The organism is uncultured Anaerococcus sp., from assembly GCF_963510915.1.
Taxonomy (GTDB): domain Bacteria; phylum Bacillota; class Clostridia; order Tissierellales; family Peptoniphilaceae; genus Anaerococcus.
The window spans coordinates 1-19,241 of the sequence record NZ_CAUPHG010000025.1; the positions used below are offsets into that span (position 1 = coordinate 1).

A 19,241-nucleotide genomic window follows, 5' to 3' on the forward strand; every position below is an offset into this window, starting at 1 on the left:
GCTCCAAGCCTTAGGCCTGTGACCTTATCATTTTCTTCAACCTTGGCAGATAGCATTATAACAGGCACTTCTGACCTGTTTCTTATTTCCTTGATTACATCTTCACCAAGCATTTTTGGTAGCATTAGATCAAGGATTACTAGGTCAATATCTTCTTGTAAAAATACTTTTAGTCCCTCTTCGCCATCAAAGGCTTGGTAGACTTCGTATCCTTCTTTTACAAGATAGGATTTTACAATATTATTTATAGATTCTTCGTCTTCTATTATTAAAATTTTAATCTTTTCCATAGTTCACCTTCCACAAATATTATACCATATAAGAGCTGGTTTTTGTCCTAGAAAGTGATCAATGTTTAAATTTGTAAAAAATGGATATAAATATAATGTGAAAAGAATAATATCTTAAGGAGGAATTATGGGAAATTTAGGATTTATTTGGACTTTAATTATAGGAGCACTTGCTGGATGGATAGCAAGTAGAATAATGAAAAGAGATGCCGAAATGGGAGGCATTGCAAATATATTTACAGGTGTACTTGGTGGTTACCTAGGTAACTGGCTACTTGGAAACTATATGGGAGGCAAGTTTTCTCAAATAATTTCTGCTGTAATAGGTGCAGTAATTTTATTATTTATCCTAGGATTAATCCAAAACCGTAAAAAATAAGAATTTATGCCAGGCTTGAGCCTGGCTTTTAATATGGAAATTTTTATAAAAAAATCTAACCATAGCAAGGAAATATCTTATTAATATATAGACAAAATAAAGAGGGGCTGCGATTGCAGTCCCTTTTGTTAAGGTTCAGGATTTTCTGGAGTTTCTTCTGGTGGGGTTTTGTTGCCCTCGCCTTCTTTCTTATCTCCTTTTTTATCCTTATCCTTATTTTTATCTTTGTCCTTATCCTTATCTTTATCCTTGTCTTTATCTTCTTCTTCACCAAGGTCTGAATAGACCTTTGGTACCCTTTGAGCCCAGTCTCTTGGATAGATATAACCGAATTTAGATGGGGTATAGTTGCTCTTTGGATTTATAAAGGATCTTGAAACTATGAATTCTTCTGGCGTTTTCTCACTTACTAGGAGATTGTTTCTAGAATCAACAGTTGCCCATTCATGGACATCGTCTTGGTGGGTTGGTTTATTGTTTGGTCCAAATATTTCTGTCCTAACAGTGCCCCTAGGATCAGCATATGAAGCTTCTGTTGGCAGCATACCACTCATAGTATCAACTTCCATAGATATAATTCCCTTAGGGATTTCAAACTGTGCTGGTTCATAATCTTCAAGGATTTTATTGTTAATTACATTCCACATTAAGGCGGCCCTATCTATAGATGAACCTGTTAGGGAAATATTTTGGTTATCGCAACCCATCCAGATTCCAACAGTGTAATAAGGTGTGTAGCCAATGCACCAAAAGTCGTTGTAATCATCTGTTGTACCTGTCTTTGTGGCAAAGTCTGTGCCATTGAGGAAGATATTTCCATAGTACTTACCGGCATCTTCTAAGGCTGAAGTGATTTGGTAGGCTGTTTCTGGACTTGTTACTTCATGACTAATTTTATCCTTATCTTCAAATAAGACCTTGCCTGTAGAGTCAACTATTTTTGAAAATGTTAGTGGCTCTAGGTATTTTCCGCCATTGGCTAGAGCTGCATAGGCTCCTGTCATGTCAAGGGGTGTAAGACCATTGGTCATGGCACCTAGTCCCATGGCAGCAAGGTTTTCGTCATTAGTTTCCTTATTTTCATCACTTGTTACGAAGTTATCATCGCCATTGTCTTTGATTATGCCAAAGTTTTTAAGATACTCTAAAGATGTATCAATACCAACCTTATCTAGGGTTGATACTGCAATAGTATTTACAGATAACTTTATGGCTTCTCTTATAGGTTTTACTCCCATATAGTAGCCATAGACGTTATTTGGCCAAGGCTTTCCATTATCGTCTAACATAAATGGTACGTCATCAATACCTGATGCTAGGTTAAAGCCGTTGTCAAGGGCTGGGGGGTAGGTTGCAATAGGTTTCATTGATGAACCTGGTTGGCGTGGAACTGATGATGCCCTGTCTAATATTCTTTGGCCCTTTTGGTCACGACCGCCCATTAGAGCCTTGATGTGGCCAGTTTTATGATCGATTATTACAGATGCTGATTGTGGTTGGATGACACCTTCTAAATCTATATCATAATAGTCTTTGCTTATAGAAAAGGTTCCATCTTCGTAAGATGTTATGAAGTTTTCATTTTGATCGAGGTAATTTTTTGAAATTACTATATTATCATCACCATCAAGGTAGATATTTTTGTTGGTAGATAAGTCAACAAAACCAAGTCTGTGAGTTCTTAGATTTCTGTTTTCATCATCTAGGGAATAGTAGTCCCTAAAAACTAATTTTGTTTGATCGAGGTAGGCCTTATTTGTAGTGAGGATGAGATTTCCTTCTTCATCCTTGTGGGCATCATCGACTGATAGTCTGATGTCGTTATTTTCATTTAGGAAATTACTCTTAGCGTAATAAAGGAGTCTACCACTTGAATTTACGATATTTCCCCAATTGTCATATCTCATGTCAAGGAGGGGAGGAACATCCCAACCAGAAGTATCTCCCATAAGGTAGGATGAAAAGTCTGCATAGATATCTTCTAGCTTTCTTTGCATATCTTGGTCAAGGGTAGTTGTAATCTTTAGTCCACCGTAGTATAGCCTATCCCAAGCTTGGTTTTCGCTCATATCTTGGGTTTCCATTAGTTTAGCTACAACCTGTTTTTCAAGGAGGGAGTTGAAATAAGATGTAATTTCTGTGTTGGCTCTTTCGGCAGGTTCTATTGATTTTGCAATATCAAATGATTTGGCTTCTTTTAATTCAGCTTCGCCTATATAGCCAAGTTCGTACATCTTATCAAGAACGTAATTTTCACGTTTTAATGGTGCGTCATTAAAAACTGCAGAATATTTTGTTCCATCAATGGTAAATTCGCCAAGGACTCTTTCATTAGTAACTTCACTAGTCTTAATTGATTTATAAAGCGAATATTCTGATGGTGATTGGACTATACCAGCAAGGGCAGCACATTGGGCAAGGTTTAAGTCCTTGACATCCTTATTGAAATAAGTATTGGCTGCTGCTTGAACACCGTAGGAGTTTTGACCCATAAAGACCCTGTTTAGGTAGGCACCAAGGATTTCTTCTTTTGAAAGGTGGTCTTCTATTTCGAGGGCAAGATAAATTTCTTTAATCTTTCTTTGATAGGTCTGATCATTTGTTAGGTAGGTATTTCTTGCTAACTGTTGGGTAATAGTGGACCCACCTCTAACAATGCCTCCTGCCTTGATATTTTCAAACATAGATCCCAAAATAGAAATTATATCTATTCCCTTATGGTCGTAAAATCTCTCATCTTCTACTGCTACAAAGGCATTTTTTAAATTTTCTGGTATTTGATCATAAGAGACTATCTCCCTGTATTGGCTAGTAGCGATGGCATCTACTTCATTACCATCTTCGTCAACTACAGTAGAGTTTTGACTCATTTCATATTTGATTGCATCTGCATCAATTTCTGGTGCAGTCTTCATAACTTGAAGGATGGCTCCTCCGGTTATGCCTGCAAAAACTATCATAATAGACCCCAAAAATAGGATAACTATAAGTAGGATTTTTATTATAATAGAGGATATTTTTTTAGACATGTGGCCTCCGTTTAATTTTTAAATTTATACTTACTACTATTTTATCATGTTTGGTCAAGAACTTCCATCCTTTATTAAATTTTAGATAAAAGTATAATGAAATGGAAAGGATTTTTATGCAAGAAGTAATACAAGTCAACGTCCTAGAGAGGGATGACGATGAAGAAATAAAAATATATGAATTAGAATCTCTGATAAACACCGCTGGTGGAAAGTCAGTTGCCTTTGTAAGTCAAGTAGTTACCAAGGTCAATCCGAGATATTACATTGGCAAGGGCAAACTTGAAGAAATTAGGGATTTGGCAGATAAATTAGAAGTGAAGACCATAATATTTGATGTAGAATTATCAGCTAGTCAATTATATAACTTAGAAGAAGAACTAAAACTAAAGGTTGTTGACTGGACATCTTTAATTTTGGATATTTTCGCCCAAAGGGCACACACTAAGGAAGCTAGGCTTAAAATAAAACTTGCCCAGCTTAAATATCAATTACCAAGGATAAATAAGTGGTTTGCCTATCTTTCTCGTCAGGCAGGTGGAATTGGTACAAGAGGACCAGGAGAAACCATGCTTGAAACTGATAGGAGGGCCATTGAAAGAGATATTAGATCCCTAGAAAAGGCACTCAAGGATATAGAAAAAACTAAACGTCTAAATCGTAAATCAAGAGATAGTACCTATAATATTTCTCTGGTTGGTTATACCAATGCAGGAAAATCTACTATTTTAAATGGGATGATGAAGCTATTTGGCTCAGAAAAATATGTTTATTCTGATGACCTTCTTTTTGCAACCCTTGATACGTCTACAAGACGCCTTGATTTTTCAAATACAAAAGTCACTCTTACGGACACAGTTGGCTTTATTGATAACTTGTCAAAAGAATTAAATGATTCATTTTTGACAACCCTAGAAGAAATAAAGTTTGCTGATATGCTTTTGATTGTAGTTGACGCAAGCAATAATATAGAAGGACAAATTTCAACTATAGATAAGTCTCTGGGCGAAATTGAGATGGATGATAAGGAAATAATCTACGTTTTCAATAAGATGGATAGGGTCAAGGATGATACAACTGTTTCTTTATATAAGAGAGACTTTGAGAGGATTTTTATTTCCGCTAAGGATGATAAAGATTTAGAAAAACTCAAAGAAGAGATAGTTAAAGTCATCAAGGAAGACTACAAATTAGTTAACATGCACATCCCTTTTTCCAAAGGAGCTGTCCTTGATTATTTCATGACTAACTATGATATATTAAAAACTGATTATGATAATGCAGGGACAAAAATTCAGCTTGAAATAAGTAAGGGAGACTATGGTAAGTATGAATCCTACATTGACAAATGACTATAAGACAATAAAGGGGACTATAAGCTTTGAGTTTGAGGTAGAAAAGTCAGTCTTCATCACTACTGCCAAACACGTTGAAAATGAAGAAGAAGCCTTGGATTTTATAGAAGAAATTAGGGAAAAATATAAGGATGCAACCCACAACTGCACAGCTTATATAATAAACGAAAAGCCGGAAATTAAAAGATATAACGATGATGGGGAACCCCAAGGCTCAGCAGGTCTACCCATGTTATCAGTTCTAGAAAAAGAGGAAGTAACCAATGTAGCCGTTGTTGTAACAAGGTATTTTGGAGGCAAACTTTTAGGCAAGGGCGGATTAATTCGTGCCTATACCAAGGGAGTGGCTGACACAGTTGGACCCAATGCCCTTTACAAAAGAGACTATTTGAGAGTAGAATTAATTTTGTCTTATACTATCCTAGGTCAAATAGAAAATTATTTGAATGAAGAAAACTACCAAGTAATTGACAAAGCCTACACAGATGAAGTTAAGATTGAACTTTATGTAAGGAATGATAGGTACGAAAAATTTTCTTTAGACCTAATCAATATGACAAGTGCAAATATAATAATAAATAAAAAAGAAGAGCTTATGCTCTATGAAGTAAGGAGTTAAAAATGTCTGGACATAATAAGTGGAGTAAAATCAAAAACAAAAAAGGTAGCGAAGATGCAAAAAAAGGTAAAATTTTTACCAAACATGCTAGAAATATAACAGTAGCTGCTAGAGAAGGCGGTCTTGATCCTGAATACAACGCAAGTCTAAAAACAGCTATTGAAATGGCAAAGGCAGATAATATGCCAAATGATAACATAGACAGAGCTATCAAAAAAGCAAGCGGAGAAGCAGGTGGAGATAATTTTGAAAGAATTATCTACGAAGGTTACGGTCCTGGCGGAGTTGCCTTTATAGTTGACTGCCTAACTGATAACAAAAACAGGACTGCACCAGATATTAGACATATCTTTGATAAGTTTGGTGGAAACCTTGGCACAGACGGATCAGTAATGTTCCTTTTTGAGAAAAAGGGAGAAATTGTTGTAAATGGTGAGGGCAAAGACCTAGACGACTTTATGATGGATGCCCTAGAAGCAGGAGCAAGTGACATAAAAGACCTTGACGAAGGATATTATGAGGCCCTTACAGAAGTTAATGACTTTAATGATGTTTTAGACAAGCTAAGAGAAGCAGGATACAAAATCGAAAGTGCAAATATTTCCTACCTAGCAAATGAAATTGAAGTTGACCCTAGCCACCATGAAAAACTTTTCAAATTAGTTGACGCTCTTGAAGACAACGATGACGTTCAAGAGGTTTATAACAATTGGGCTAGCCCAAGCGAGGACTAGGATGGAATTTGATATAAATAGGGTTGCTTTTTCAATCTTTGGATTAGATGTTTATTGGTATGGGATAATTATTGTTTCAGGAATCCTTATATCAGCGATATTTGCTAAGAAAGAATTTGAAAGAAGGGGATTTAAACCAGAAATTGTTGATGATATCCTTTTTGCAATCCTGCCTGTAGGAGTAATTGGCGCAAGACTTTGGTATGTGATTTTTGAATGGGACTACTACGGGGCCCATCCAAAAGAAATTATTGATATCAGAGGGGGAGGCCTTGCCATCCAAGGCGGAATTATCTTTGGCCTAATCGCCCTATATTTCTTTAGCAAAAAACGAGAAATACCGATGATAGACCTTACAGATATCCTTTCACCATCCCTTGTCTTTGCCCAAGCTGTTGGCCGTTGGGGAAATTTTACCAATGCTGAAGCCCATGGCTATCCAACAGATTTGCCTTGGGGCATAATTATAGATGGAGTTAAGGTTCATCCAACATTTTTTTATGAATCACTCGGAGATTTTTTAATATTTCTATTTTTAGTATTATATAGAAAGAAAAATCCAGCCAAGGGTTTTATATCAGGAATTTATTTTTTGGCCTATGGGATAGTGAGATTTTTTGTAGAAGGATTGAGGACTGATTCTCTATATGTATTTGGCCTAAGAACAGCACAACTTGTGTCAATAGTTTTTATGCTTGTAGGTATAAGTTTGTTAATTTATGCCAAGAGAGAAAACCTCCCACCATATTTTTATAAAGAAAAGAAAAGTGTAAAAGAAGAGAAGATTATTAGATTTAAATAAGTACAAAAGTTAGACCGGATTTAAAAACCGGTCTTTTTTGTTTGCTTTTTTTTAATAAATAGGATAAAATAAATATGAAGTGGAAGATAGTGGTAAAAGGTGGTAGAAGATGTTTCTAGGTGAATACGTCCACAAATTGGATAATAAAAACAGAATAATGATGCCTAGCGACTTTAGGGAAGACCTTGATGGATATTTTTACCTAACAAAAGGACCAGAAAAGTCCTTGGTAGTTTATACCGAAGAGGAATTTCAAAAAAGATCTGCTTCTCTTGACCAACTTATTTATGAAAATAAGAAAAATCGTGCCATAAAAAGGCTGTTTTTTTCATCCACTGTCAAAGTCAACCTTGATAAGCAAGGGAGGATTTTGATTAACAAATCTTTGAAGGACTATGCGTCAATCTCAGATGAGGCCATGATAATTGGTAATAACACAACCATAGAAATATGGGATAAGCAAATCTGGGAAGAGTATATAAATGAAGTAGAGGTGAATTTGTCCGATATTATGGATGAATAATATGAAATTTGAACATACGCCAGTTCTCTATAGAGAATGTATAGAAAATTTAAATATTAAACCTGACGGAATTTATGCAGACCTCACCCTTGGTAAGGGAGGACATTCTAAATTAATTTTAGAAAAACTTTCTAAAAAGGGCTTATTAATAGGCATAGACCAAGATAAAGCTGCCATTGATGCTGCTTCAGAAAATCTCAAAGCTTATGATAATAAGGTATTTTTCAATACTAATTTTGAAAACATAGGCAAAGTTTTAACTGAAGCTGGTTTTAATAAAATTGATGGTGCTCTAATGGACATAGGTGTCAGTTCATATCAAATAGACAATCCAGAACGTGGATTTTCCTATATGCACGATGGACCTCTTGATATGAGAATGAATAGGCAAAATGAGTTAACAGCAGAGAAAATTGTCAATGAATACTCTCAGGATGAGCTTTCTAGAATATTTTTCGACTACGGCGAAGAGAGATTTTCCAAAGCCATAGCAAGAAATATCGTAAAAGCTCGCGCAACCGAAAGAATTAATACCACTTTCAAACTCCGAAATATTGTTATGAAATCTGCGAGATTTTCGGAAGCTCATCCTGAAAAGAGGGTATTTCAGGCGCTTCGTATAGAAGTAAATAGAGAGCTTGATGTCCTTACTAAAGCAATCGACACAATAATAGATTTTATTGATAAAGATGGCAGACTAGCGATAATTACTTTCCACTCTTTAGAAGATAGGATAGTTAAAAATAAATTTAAAGATCTGGCAACAGGCTGTATATGCCCACCAGATATTCCAGTTTGTGTTTGTAATCATAAGGCAAAGGTAAAAATCATTACCAAAAAGCCTATTACAGCCAAAGCTGATGAACTAAAGGAAAACTCCAGGTCAAAACCTGCAAAATTAAGAGTATGTCAAAGGATATGATATGGCTGAACGTTTTGAAAAAAGAATAGCAAAAAATAATAATAAAAACCGTGTCAGACTAAAGGTAAAAGAAAGACCAAAAGTTTCAAGGTCATACCAAATCGAGAAGATTAGGAAAAGAGATAGGAATTTCAAATTTGCTATTTCTTTGCTTACCTTCGCTTTTATCGCTACTATGGCAACTTTTCTAATAATTAAAAGAATAAACTTGTCAAATGATAGATTTGAGTATAATAGACTACAGGCAGAAATAGTAAGCTATGAGCTCCAAAGAGATAGGCTTCAAAATAATCTTGATGAGGCAATAGATCTTAATAGAATTCAAAGATATGCTATCGAAGACTTGGGTATGGTTTACAAAAAAGACAATAACAATTAACTGCCGTTGGGATTTATTATGGACAATATTTATTTAATAACAATAATTGGCATTTTTCTAAGTATGGGACTTGGTAAAGTCATCATTCCCCTACTAAAAAGAAAAAAAATCGGACAAAATATTAGAGAAGTAGGACCTCAAAGCCATATGGCCAAGGAAGGAACCCCTACCATGGGAGGAATAATTTTTATAATTGTTAGCCTCCTAATGAGTATAATTATTCTTCCGAAAAATCTCGAAACTCTAATTTTGTTAGTTTCAATGCTAGGATTTGGAGCAATTGGTTTTATTGATGATTTTAGAAAACTCGTTCTCCATCAGTCAGAAGGACTTACCCCTAAGCAGAAACTAGTTTTACAATTCATCTTGGCAGGCTTAATTACAATCCTAGCCTATGTTAATGACAAAGATTCAATAACTAGACTTTTAATACCATTTACATCTTATTACCTACCAGTATCAATACTTGGTATACCTATTATGATTTTTATAATAGTAGGTAGCACAAACGCCACAAACCTAACAGATGGGCTTGATGGACTTTTGGTAAGTGTGTCAATACCAGTTTTTATATGCCTTGCAATTCTTGCAAAGGCAGGTACAAATGAAATGTTTTCCATGATTATGCTTGGATCAATACTTGGATTTTTAATTTTCAATTCAAATCCAGCCAGCGTTTTTATGGGTGATACCGGGTCAATGGCAATAGGGGGAGCTGTAGTTGCCCTAGCCATTAACTTAAAAATTCCTATATATCTTGTGATATTTGGGGGAGTATATGTGATGGAGACTTTATCTGTAATTATTCAGGTAATTTCATATAGGTACAGAAATAAGAAAAGAGTTTTTCTTATGACACCTATCCACCATCATTTTGAATTAAAAGGTTATAAGGAGCAAAAAATTGTGATAGGATTTATGATTTTATCTACAATCCTATGTCTGATTACTTTGGCGGCAATACTATGAAAAAAGTTTTAGTTTATGGACTTGGTGTAACAGGAATTTCTTCAGTTAAAGCTTTGGATAAGTTGGGTTTCGAAGTTTACACCTATGATAAAAATAAAGAAAATATTAAAGAACTTGAGGGCTATAAGTATAGCCCTATTTCTGATTCAAAATTTGGCAAATATGACTTTGTTTTAAAGTCACCTGGCATTAAGCCAACAGATGATATTGTGAAGCTTTTAGAAAAAGATAATGAAATAATATCTGACATAGAAGTTAGTCAGAGGATTTTTTCTGATAAAGAAAAAATAGCCATTACCGGTACAAATGGTAAGACCTCTACAACTTCAATGGTTGCTCACATTTTAAATGAGTGTGGTCATCCTGCCTACGCTGTAGGAAATATTGGCGAGGGGATTTTGTGGCAGATGTATGAGAAAAAAGGAGTCTTTGTAGAAGAACTTTCTTCTTTCCAGCTTCATGATACATCGACATACAAACCTCATATTGGTGCGATTTTAAATATAAAGGAAGACCATATTGATTGGCACGGATCTTTTGATGATTATATAGCTAGCAAACTAAAACTCGCTGCAAATCAAGATGAAAACGACTTTCTAGTTATAAATCATGAGGACGAAATAAGCCAAAATCATATCAAGGATTTTAAGGCCCAGGTCTATGAGTTTTCAAGTAGGAATATGGTCGATAGGGGACTATTCCTTGATGGAAATATGATTTGCCTAAGAAATGGTGGTTGTAATATTACTGAAATCCTTGATGTTAGAGATTTATCCGTAATAGGTCGTCACAATTATGAAAATGTTATGGCAGCTATTTTACTTACTTATTTGTATGGCTTGGATTTAGTTGATATTGTAAAGGCGATAAAAACTTTCAAGTCGATTTCCCATAGGCTTGAATACGTAAGAACTCTTTGTGGAATTGATTTTTATAATGATTCCAAGGGGACTAATGTAGATAGCTCTGTTAAAGCAATCGAAAGTTTTGATAGGCCAATTCTTATAATAGCTGGTGGCTATGACAAACATATTGATTATACAGATTTTGTTAAGGCTTTTAAGAAAAATGGTAAGGTCATGGTTCTAATGGGTGCTACCAAGGAAAAATTAAAAGCCTTGTGCGAAAAATACGGTATTAAATATATCTTAGTAAAGGATATGAAAGAAGCTATAGACACTGCCTATAAAAATGCAAAAAAAGGCGAAGTGGTTTTACTTTCTCCTGCAAGTGCGTCTTGGGATATGTATAAGTCCTATGAGGTAAGGGGAGATGAGTTTAAGGACCTTGTAAATAGATTGGAAGAAAAATGAGAGTGATTTTATCAGGTGGTGGTACAGGGGGTCATATTTATCCTGCTATCGCCATTGGGCAAAAAATTAGGGAAGAAAATCCTGATGCAGATATTATTTATGTAGGCATAAATGGTGGTCCAGAAGAAAAAATTGCTGAAAAAAACGGATATAAATTTGTATCCATTGATGCTATGGGAATCCCTAGAAGAATAAATAAAAAACTTTTTAAGGCTATTTTTAAAAATATCAAAGGTTTTATAGAAGCTAAGCGCATCATCAAAGATTTTAAGCCAGATCTTGTAATTGGTACAGGTGGCTATGTTTGTGCACCTATTTTATACCAGGCTACTAGGGCAAAAATTCCATCCGTAGTTCACGAATCGAATTCTTATCCAGGCATGGCATCAAAGTTTTTATCTCCAAGGGTAGATAAGGTTTTAATTTCCTATAAAGAAGCAGCTAAACACTTTAAAAAACAAGACAATATTGTAGTTACCGGAAACCCTGTTAGAAATAATTTCAACCTATCATATACAGACGAAGACCTCAAGGAACTTGGGATTGACAAAAAAATCCCGGTAGTATTTTCTTTTGGTGGGTCAAATGGTTCTTTTGCCTTAAATAAGGCTGTTATAGAAATGAGTAAAGATTTGAATGGTGAATTTTATCTCCTCCATCAAACAGGAAATAGGTATTACGATGATTTTCTAGAAAAATCTCATAAAACAAAATATCTCAAGACATTCAAATACATTGATAATATTGACTTGTTTTATGCCGTATCAGACCTAGTGATTGCTTCAAGTGGTGCTATGAGTCTTGCGGAAATCTCGTCTGTTGGCAAACCTTCGATTTTGATTCCAAAGGCATATACAACTGAAAACCATCAAGAATATAATGCCCGTACCTATGTTGACAATAAAGCTAGCCTTATGATTTTGGAAAAAGATTTGACTGCTAGCTTCCTTAAAACTCAAATAATGAGTATAATAGAGGATAAGGAAAAAATTAAAAACATGGGGGATAATGCTCGTAAGCTAGCTGATGATAAAGCTTTGGATAAAATCTACCAGCAGTTAAGAGAGCTAATATAAATGACAAATAAAAACGACGATAGGTTAATAAAAAAAGGATCTAGAGTATTTAACAAGCAATATATAGCCAAAAAACATAGTAAAGAAGTTGGCAACTCCAAGCTTTTCATCTTTGCCTTGTTTTTAGCTTTTTTATTAGGTGTTTTATATAATGTCTACACTCATCCTTATATGAAAATTCAAGATATATATATAAACGGTAATAGGGTTACAGATGATACAGAAATAATTAAAAAACTTAAATCACCACTTGGCAAAAATATTCTATTATACAATCCTAAAAAATATGAAAAAGATATAAAGAGTTTGGAATATATAAGATCAGCCAAGGTAAGGAAGGTTTTTCCTAAGATTTTATCTGTAAAGGTAGAAGAGGATTTTCCTATGTTTGAAATTAAAAAACATGGCAAGAAAATTCTTATCACTAACAATGGTTTGATTACAGATGAGAAACCAAAGAGCAAAGAAGCCAAATTCATTGAAATTAAGGCGAGCAATATAGAAACAACAATTGGAAAAAGCTTTACTTCATCAAAGGCTATCCAAGATTTTATAGAACAATTACAAGCTTCCTCCCTAATTGGGAGTGTAAGCCAATTAAATTTGGAAAATAAACTTGATATTGGTATAATGATACAAGGTATTGAGGTTAAGTTTGGCGATTTAAATAATATTTCTTTTAAGATTAAATTGCTAGAAAAAACCTTACAAGATATAAAAAACAAGGGACTAGAAGCGGTAAGTATCAACTTAAACAACGGAGACAATCCTATTGTGGTTGTAAAGTAAAGTCTTTTAGTAAAAATCTTAATAAGTAGAATAAACAATAGGGGGATTTTATGGCAAATATTAACATTGATATGGATAGCAACTCTTTAGCTAAGATTAAAGTTGTAGGAGTTGGTGGCGGTGGCAATAATGCTATCAGCAGGATGAGAGAAAACGGACTATCAGGAGTTGAGTTTTTAGCACTTAATACTGACCTACAAACTCTTCAAGAATCTAATGCAGATTTAAGACTTCAAATTGGTGAAAAATTAACAAGAGGTTTAGGTGCTGGTGCAAATCCAAGTGTTGGAGAAAAGGCAGCAGAAGAATCTAAGGGAGAAATTGAAGAAGCTATCAAAGGTAGCGACATGGTCTTTATCACAGCTGGTATGGGTGGTGGAACAGGCACAGGTGCAGCTCCAATTGTAGCTCAAGTTGCTAAGGAACTTGGCATCCTAACTGTAGGTGTTGTTACAAAACCATTTACCTTTGAAGGTAGGAAAAGAGCAAGCCAAGCAGAAGCAGGTATTGAAAAACTAAAGGAAAATGTAGATACCCTTATTACAATTCCAAATGATAGACTCCTTCAAATAGTTGAAAAAAGAACATCAATGGTAGAAGCTTTCAAAATGGCTGACCAAGTTTTAATGGATGCTGTAAGCGGTATTTCAGAATTGATTGCTGTTCCAAATGTAATCAACTTAGACTTTGCCGATGTTGAGTCAATCATGAGCGATCAAGGTATAGCTCACATGGGTATTGGTAGGGCAAGCGGTGAAAACAGAGCTGTTGATGCTGCTAAGGCTGCAATTAACTCTCCACTTCTTGAAACAAGCATTGAAGGAGCAAATGCAGTATTACTTAACGTTACTGCTGCAGAAGTCGGCTTGATGGAAGCAAACGAAGCTGCAGAATTAATTAGAGAATCTATTGACTCTGATGCAAATATTATCTTTGGTGTTGGCCAAGACGAATCTCTAGGAGACGAAATCAAGATTACTGTTATTGCAACAGGTTTTGACAATAACTCAAAAGCTCGTAGGTCTGATAGAAACGCTAATAGGGCTGATGAGCTAAGAGCTCCACAAAGAAATGCGCAAGCAAGTCAAGTAAAAAAATCATCAAATCCTTTTGACGATATAGATCTTCCAGATTTCTTAAAATAATATGAGATGTCCCTATTGCAACTCAACCAATACCAGAGTAGTTGATTCTAGGTCGACTGATGATGACAGGGCTATCCGCAGGAGAAGACTCTGCGAAGACTGCGATAAAAGATTTTCAACCTATGAAAGGTATGAAGATTCAACTGTAATGATAATCAAAAAAGATGATACAAGAGAGACCTTTGACCCAAGAAAGGTGATTTCAGGAATTGTAAAATCTTGCCAAAAACGACCAGTAACAATGGATCAAATAGAAGAAGTAGCTAAAAACATCGAAACTAAAGTCAACCACACTGGAAAAAAAGAAGTGACTTCAACATATATAGGTGAGCTTGTCATGGATGAGTTAAAAAATCTTGATTCTGTAGCCTATGTCAGATTTGCTTCTGTATATAGGGAATTTAAGGATTTGGAGTCCTTCTATGAGGAGATTATAAATTTAAAAGATGATAAAGGTGCTAACTCTTAGCATCTTTTTTCTTTAAGGAAGAAGTATGGATTTATTTGAACTAAATAGAAAAATTGAAATGGAAAAATCTGCTCCTCTGGCTGATAGACTTAGACCCCAAACACTTGATCACTACATAGGCCAAGAACATTTGGTAGGTGAGGGCAAGATTATAAGAAGGATGATCAAGGCCGATAGGATTTATTCTTGTATTTTTTATGGGCCGCCTGGTGTGGGAAAGACAACTCTGGCAAAGATTATCTCAAATTCAACCCATATGGCCTTTGAGGAAGTATCAGCTGTGGCTAGTGGGATAGGAGATTTAAAAGAAAAAATCCAAATTGCCAAGGATAACCTAGCCTATGAAAATAAAAAAACAATTTTATTTGTAGATGAAATCCATAGGTTTAACAAAAGTCAGCAAGATTATCTCCTACCCTTTGTGGAAGATGCGACTATAATTCTTATAGGAGCTACAACAGAAAATCCTTACTTTGAAGTAAACAAGGCTTTGATTTCAAGGATGTATGTCTTTGAATTAAAGGAACTAACTGATAAAAATCTTAATGACTTGATAGACCTTGCCCTTAATACTGATGAGGTTTTAAAAAATAAAAATATAAGTCTTAGCGATAAGGCGAGGGATAAGTTAATAAAATACTCAAACGGAGATTCTAGAGCCCTTTTAAATGCTTTAGAAATCGCTATATTTTCAGAAAATGAAAAAGATGGTAGAATAAAAATAGACTCTGAAACTATTGAGAATTCTACAACAAAAAAGATTGCTGTTTATGATAAAAATGGTGACAGACACTATGACACTATTTCGGCCTTTATCAAGTCGATGAGGGGGTCAGATATAGATGCGAGTTTGTATTATTTGGCTAAGATGCTAGTTTCTGGCGAAGATATAAAATTTATAGCAAGAAGGATGATAATTTTTGCGGCAGAGGATATATCAAACGCAGATCCCTTTGCTTTGGTTTTAGCAAATTCGACCTTTGAAGCGGTAAACAAGATAGGAATACCAGAAGCAAGGATAATATTAGCCCAGACCGTCACTTATCTAGCAGCAGCTGTCAAAAGTAATACAACTTATCTTGCCATAGATAAGGCTCTTGATTTTGTAAGAACAAATCAAGATAAGACTGTACCAAACAAATTAAAAGATAGCCATTATCCAGGGAGTAAAAACCTAATTACAGAAGAATATATTTACCCTCACGACCATGGTGGATATGTAAATACAACTTACTTGCCAGATGATTTTGCAGGCGAAAAATTTTATCAGGCAAAATACCTAGGCTATGAAAAAGAAATGATTGAAAGATTAGAAAAAATAAAGGAAGGCAAAAATGAAGATTAGAGAATTAATGAGAGAAGCGGACAGCTTCGTTGATAAGAAAGTAACAATCGAAGGCTGGATAAGAAACTCTAGATTTAGCAAAAACGTAGGATTTATCGACCTAAATGACGGTTCTACTTTTAAAAACCTCCAAGTTGTAGTTGGTAGTGAAATTGAAAATTACGACGAACTTGACAAGCAACACCTATCTGCATCTTTGTGTGTGGAAGGAAAATTTGTTGCCACAGGCAATAAAAAAAATCCTTACGAAATCCAAGCAGATAAGGTAGTCGTATTAGGTGAATCATCAGAAAAATTCCCTATCCAAAAGCAAAGACAAACCTTTGAATTTATGAGAACTATTCCTCATCTTAGGCCAAGAACAAATACCTACAGGGCAGTCTTTAGACTTCGTTCAATCTTAGCCTTTGGTCTTCATAAGTTCTTCCAAGAAAGAGACTTTGTTTATGTAAATCCACCAATCATCACAGCAAGCGATGCTGAAGGTGCTGGTGAAATGTTTAATGTTACAACTATCGACCCTAACGATCCACCAAGAAGAGAAGATGGAAAAGTCGATTACAATAAAGATTTCTTTAGCAAAAAATCTTATATGACTGTATCTGGTCAGCTAGAAGCAGAAGACTATGCTCTTGCCTTTGGTAATGTTTATACATTCGGTCCTACCTTTAGGGCAGAAGTTTCAAACACCCCAAGACATGCCGCAGAATTTTGGATGCTAGAGCCTGAAATGGCCTTTGCAGACTACAATGTTTGCATGGATACAGCAGAAGACATGATAAAATACGCCATTAACTATATCCTAGAAAATGCCAAAGATGAAATGGAATTTTTCAACCAATGGATAGATAAGGGCTTAATTGAAAGACTAACTAAACTTCGTGATTCCGAATTTGTAAGGATTACCTATACAAAGGCTATTGACTTATTAAAAGAATCTGGCGAAAAATTTGAATTCCCAGTTGAATGGGGCATGGACCTACAAACTGAACACGAAAGATACCTGTCTGAACAAATCGTAGGAGGTCCAGTATTTGTTACTGATTACCCAAAAGACATCAAGGCCTTCTACATGAAGAGAAACGACGATGGCAAGACAGTAGCTGCCTTTGATATGCTTGTGCCAGGAGTTGGTGAGTTAATCGGTGGTTCTCAAAGGGAAGAAAGATATGATGAACTTGTAAAATCAATGGAAGATAATGGTCTAAAACCAGAAGAATATCAAAACTACCTTGACCTAAGAAGGTTTGGTACAGTTGTTCACTCAGGATTTGGTCTCGGCTTTGAAAGAGCTATGATGTATGTCACAGGCATGAAAAACATTAGAGACGTAATAGCTTATCCTAGGTATGTAAATGCCTTTGCAAGGGAAAATTAGGAGGAATGATGAAAGAATATAATCCAAATGCCATTGAGAAAAAATGGCAAAAAATATGGAAAGAAGAAAAAACTTTCAAGTCTGAAATAGATAGGAATAAAAAGAAATTTTACCCACTTGTAGAATTTCCTTATCCATCTGGCCAAGGTCTCCACGTTGGCCACCCTCGTCCATACACAGCTATAGATGTTGTGGCTCGTAAGAGAAGACTTGAGGGAGAAAATGTAATCTATACCATGGGTTGGGATGCCTTCGGTCTTCCTGCAGAAAATTATGCAATAGAAAATAAAATCCACCCAGCAATTATTACAGAAAAAAATATCGACCACTTTAGGGGCCAAATGGAATCTATTGGTTTTTCCTTCGATTGGGATAGGGAAATAAATACAACTGATCCAGAATATTACAAGTGGACCCAATGGATTTTCCTACAAATGTATAAGAAAGGTCTTGCTTATAAATCTGAAACATCAGTAAACTGGTGTCCTTCTTGTCTTGTTGGTCTTGCTAACGAAGAAGTAGTTGACGGCAAGTGCGAAAGATGTGGGGCAGATGTTGAGCATAAGCTTAAAAACCAATGGATGCTAAAAATTACAGCCTATGCAGATAGGTTAATTGATGACCTTGCTGATGTTGATTTTGAAGATAGGATAAAGACTAGCCAAATAAATTGGATTGGCAGAAGCCATGGTGCCGATGTAAATTTCAAAATCAAGGGCAAGGACGAAAAACTTACAGTTTATACAACCAGACCGGATACAATTTTTGGTGTATCTTATATGGTTGTATCTCCAGAACACCCAATCCTAAAAAAATACAAGGACGAAATAAAAAACTATGATGTAATTGTTGACTACCAACACCAAGCCAGCCTTAAATCTGATTTTGAAAGGTCAGAATTAAACAAGGACAAAACTGGAGTCATGATTGAAGGCCTATCTGCAATTAACCCTCTAAATGAAAAAGAAATTCCAATTTGGGTTTCTGACTATGTTTTAATGGGTTATGGTACAGGTGCAATCATGGCAGTTCCTGCTCACGATGAACGTGACTTTGAATTTGCCAAGAAATTTGATATGCCAATCATCCCTGTTTATGACTCAGAAGAAGAACTTCCAGTAACAGACATTGAAAAAGGAAGATCAATTAATTCTGATTTTCTAAACGGACTATCAGCTAGTGAAGCAAAGAAAAAAGCCATTGCCTATATTGAAGAAAAAGGCCTCGGCAAGGCAAAGACCAATTTCAAACTCCGTGACTGGGTATTTTCTAGACAAAGATACTGGGGTGAACCAATTCCAATGGTTTATTGCGAAGATTGCGGTTGGGTGCCAGTAGATGAAAAAGATTTGCCAGTAAAATTACCTGAAATTGAGTCTTACACACCAACAGCCACAGGTGAATCTCCACTTGCAAAGATTGACGAATTTGTAAATACAACCTGTCCACACTGCGGTAAGCCAGCCAAAAGAGAGACAGACACCATGCCACAATGGGCAGGGTCTTCTTGGTACTATCTAAGGTATGCAGATCCTCATAATGATAAAGCTCTAGCAAGCAAGGAAGCCTTAGACTACTTCACACCAGTTGATTGGTACAATGGTGGAATGGAGCATACAACCCTCCACTTATTATATTCTAGATTTTGGCACAAGGTTTTATATGATATAGGCGTAGTTCCAACCAAAGAACCATACATGAAGAGGACAAGCCATGGTATGATCC

At 35.4% G+C, this 19,241-nt stretch carries 19 protein-coding genes; 17 read left to right on the forward strand and 2 right to left on the reverse strand.

Features of this window, described 5'->3' with window-relative positions; translation table 11 throughout:
* Positions 1-290, reverse strand: a 290-nt coding sequence (locus RQ893_RS03500) for a response regulator (protein WP_311481664.1), incomplete at its 3' end; no start/stop codon positions are given.
* A gap of 127 nt (positions 291-417) precedes the next feature.
* Here RQ893_RS03500 and RQ893_RS03505 point away from each other — a divergent pair.
* Positions 418-669: a GlsB/YeaQ/YmgE family stress response membrane protein gene (locus RQ893_RS03505; RefSeq protein WP_209771458.1), complete on the forward strand. Its 252-nt coding sequence runs from the start codon at positions 418-420 to the stop codon at positions 667-669.
* Positions 670-797: 128 nt separating this feature from the next.
* Here RQ893_RS03505 and RQ893_RS03510 read toward each other — a convergent pair whose 3' ends face one another.
* Positions 798-3,698 carry a transglycosylase domain-containing protein gene (locus RQ893_RS03510; RefSeq protein WP_311481665.1) on the reverse strand — a complete coding sequence of 967 codons (2,901 nt, stop codon included), beginning with the start codon at positions 3,696-3,698 and terminating at the stop codon, positions 798-800.
* A 116-nt stretch (positions 3,699-3,814) separates the two neighbouring features.
* Here RQ893_RS03510 and hflX point away from each other — a divergent pair, with 116 nt between their 5' ends.
* The 16 genes from hflX to leuS form a co-directional block, all read left to right on the forward strand.
* Entirely contained in the window at positions 3,815-5,050 is a 1,236-nt protein-coding gene (gene hflX, locus RQ893_RS03515; protein WP_311481666.1) for a GTPase HflX, read from the forward strand.
* Positions 5,028-5,672 (forward strand): YigZ family protein, encoded by a 645-nt coding sequence (locus RQ893_RS03520; protein WP_311481667.1) that lies wholly within the window; start codon positions 5,028-5,030, stop codon positions 5,670-5,672. Before hflX ends, RQ893_RS03520 begins: the two co-directional genes overlap by 23 nt.
* Before the next feature lie 2 nt (positions 5,673-5,674).
* Positions 5,675-6,406 (forward strand): YebC/PmpR family DNA-binding transcriptional regulator, encoded by a 732-nt coding sequence (locus tag RQ893_RS03525; protein WP_311481668.1) that lies wholly within the window; start codon positions 5,675-5,677, stop codon positions 6,404-6,406.
* A 1-nt stretch (position 6,407) separates the two neighbouring features.
* On the forward strand, positions 6,408-7,208 hold the full coding sequence (gene lgt, locus RQ893_RS03530) for a prolipoprotein diacylglyceryl transferase (protein WP_311481669.1): 801 nt from the start codon (positions 6,408-6,410) through the stop codon (positions 7,206-7,208).
* Positions 7,209-7,317: 109 nt separating this feature from the next.
* Complete coding sequence (gene mraZ, locus RQ893_RS03535; protein WP_311481670.1) at positions 7,318-7,731, forward strand: division/cell wall cluster transcriptional repressor MraZ; 414 nt, start codon at positions 7,318-7,320, stop codon at positions 7,729-7,731.
* 1 nt (position 7,732) lies between these two features.
* Complete coding sequence (gene rsmH / locus RQ893_RS03540) at positions 7,733-8,653, forward strand: 16S rRNA (cytosine(1402)-N(4))-methyltransferase RsmH (protein ID WP_311481671.1); 921 nt, start codon at positions 7,733-7,735, stop codon at positions 8,651-8,653.
* Between the two features lies 1 nt (position 8,654).
* Positions 8,655-9,032, forward strand: a complete 378-nt coding sequence (locus RQ893_RS03545) for a hypothetical protein (protein WP_311481672.1) — start codon at positions 8,655-8,657, stop codon at positions 9,030-9,032.
* An 18-nt stretch (positions 9,033-9,050) separates the two neighbouring features.
* Positions 9,051-10,001 carry a phospho-N-acetylmuramoyl-pentapeptide-transferase gene (gene mraY, locus RQ893_RS03550; RefSeq protein WP_311481673.1) on the forward strand — a complete coding sequence of 317 codons (951 nt, stop codon included), beginning with the start codon at positions 9,051-9,053 and terminating at the stop codon, positions 9,999-10,001.
* Positions 9,998-11,314: a UDP-N-acetylmuramoyl-L-alanine--D-glutamate ligase gene (murD, locus tag RQ893_RS03555; RefSeq protein WP_311481674.1), complete on the forward strand. Its 1,317-nt coding sequence runs from the start codon at positions 9,998-10,000 to the stop codon at positions 11,312-11,314. The genes mraY and murD overlap by 4 nt, the downstream gene beginning before the upstream one ends.
* Positions 11,311-12,390: an undecaprenyldiphospho-muramoylpentapeptide beta-N-acetylglucosaminyltransferase gene (murG, locus tag RQ893_RS03560; RefSeq protein ID WP_311481675.1), complete on the forward strand. Its 1,080-nt coding sequence runs from the start codon at positions 11,311-11,313 to the stop codon at positions 12,388-12,390. The genes murD and murG overlap by 4 nt, the downstream gene beginning before the upstream one ends.
* Positions 12,391-13,179 carry an FtsQ-type POTRA domain-containing protein gene (locus RQ893_RS03565; protein ID WP_311481676.1) on the forward strand — a complete coding sequence of 263 codons (789 nt, stop codon included), beginning with the start codon at positions 12,391-12,393 and terminating at the stop codon, positions 13,177-13,179. It abuts the gene before it with no gap.
* Between the two features lie 50 nt (positions 13,180-13,229).
* Positions 13,230-14,324, forward strand: a complete 1,095-nt coding sequence (gene ftsZ / locus RQ893_RS03570; protein ID WP_311481677.1) for a cell division protein FtsZ — start codon at positions 13,230-13,232, stop codon at positions 14,322-14,324.
* Between the two features lies 1 nt (position 14,325).
* Positions 14,326-14,793 (forward strand): transcriptional regulator NrdR, encoded by a 468-nt coding sequence (gene nrdR / locus RQ893_RS03575; RefSeq protein WP_311481678.1) that lies wholly within the window; start codon positions 14,326-14,328, stop codon positions 14,791-14,793.
* A 25-nt stretch (positions 14,794-14,818) separates the two neighbouring features.
* On the forward strand, positions 14,819-16,138 hold the full coding sequence (locus RQ893_RS03580; RefSeq protein ID WP_311481679.1) for a replication-associated recombination protein A: 1,320 nt from the start codon (positions 14,819-14,821) through the stop codon (positions 16,136-16,138).
* Positions 16,128-17,516, forward strand: coding sequence for an asparagine--tRNA ligase (gene asnS, locus RQ893_RS03585; protein ID WP_311481680.1), 1,389 nt, complete (start codon positions 16,128-16,130; stop codon positions 17,514-17,516). Before RQ893_RS03580 ends, asnS begins: the two co-directional genes overlap by 11 nt.
* A gap of 8 nt (positions 17,517-17,524) precedes the next feature.
* Positions 17,525-19,241, forward strand: a 1,717-nt coding sequence (gene leuS / locus RQ893_RS03590; RefSeq protein ID WP_311481681.1) for a leucine--tRNA ligase, incomplete at its 3' end; no start/stop codon positions are given.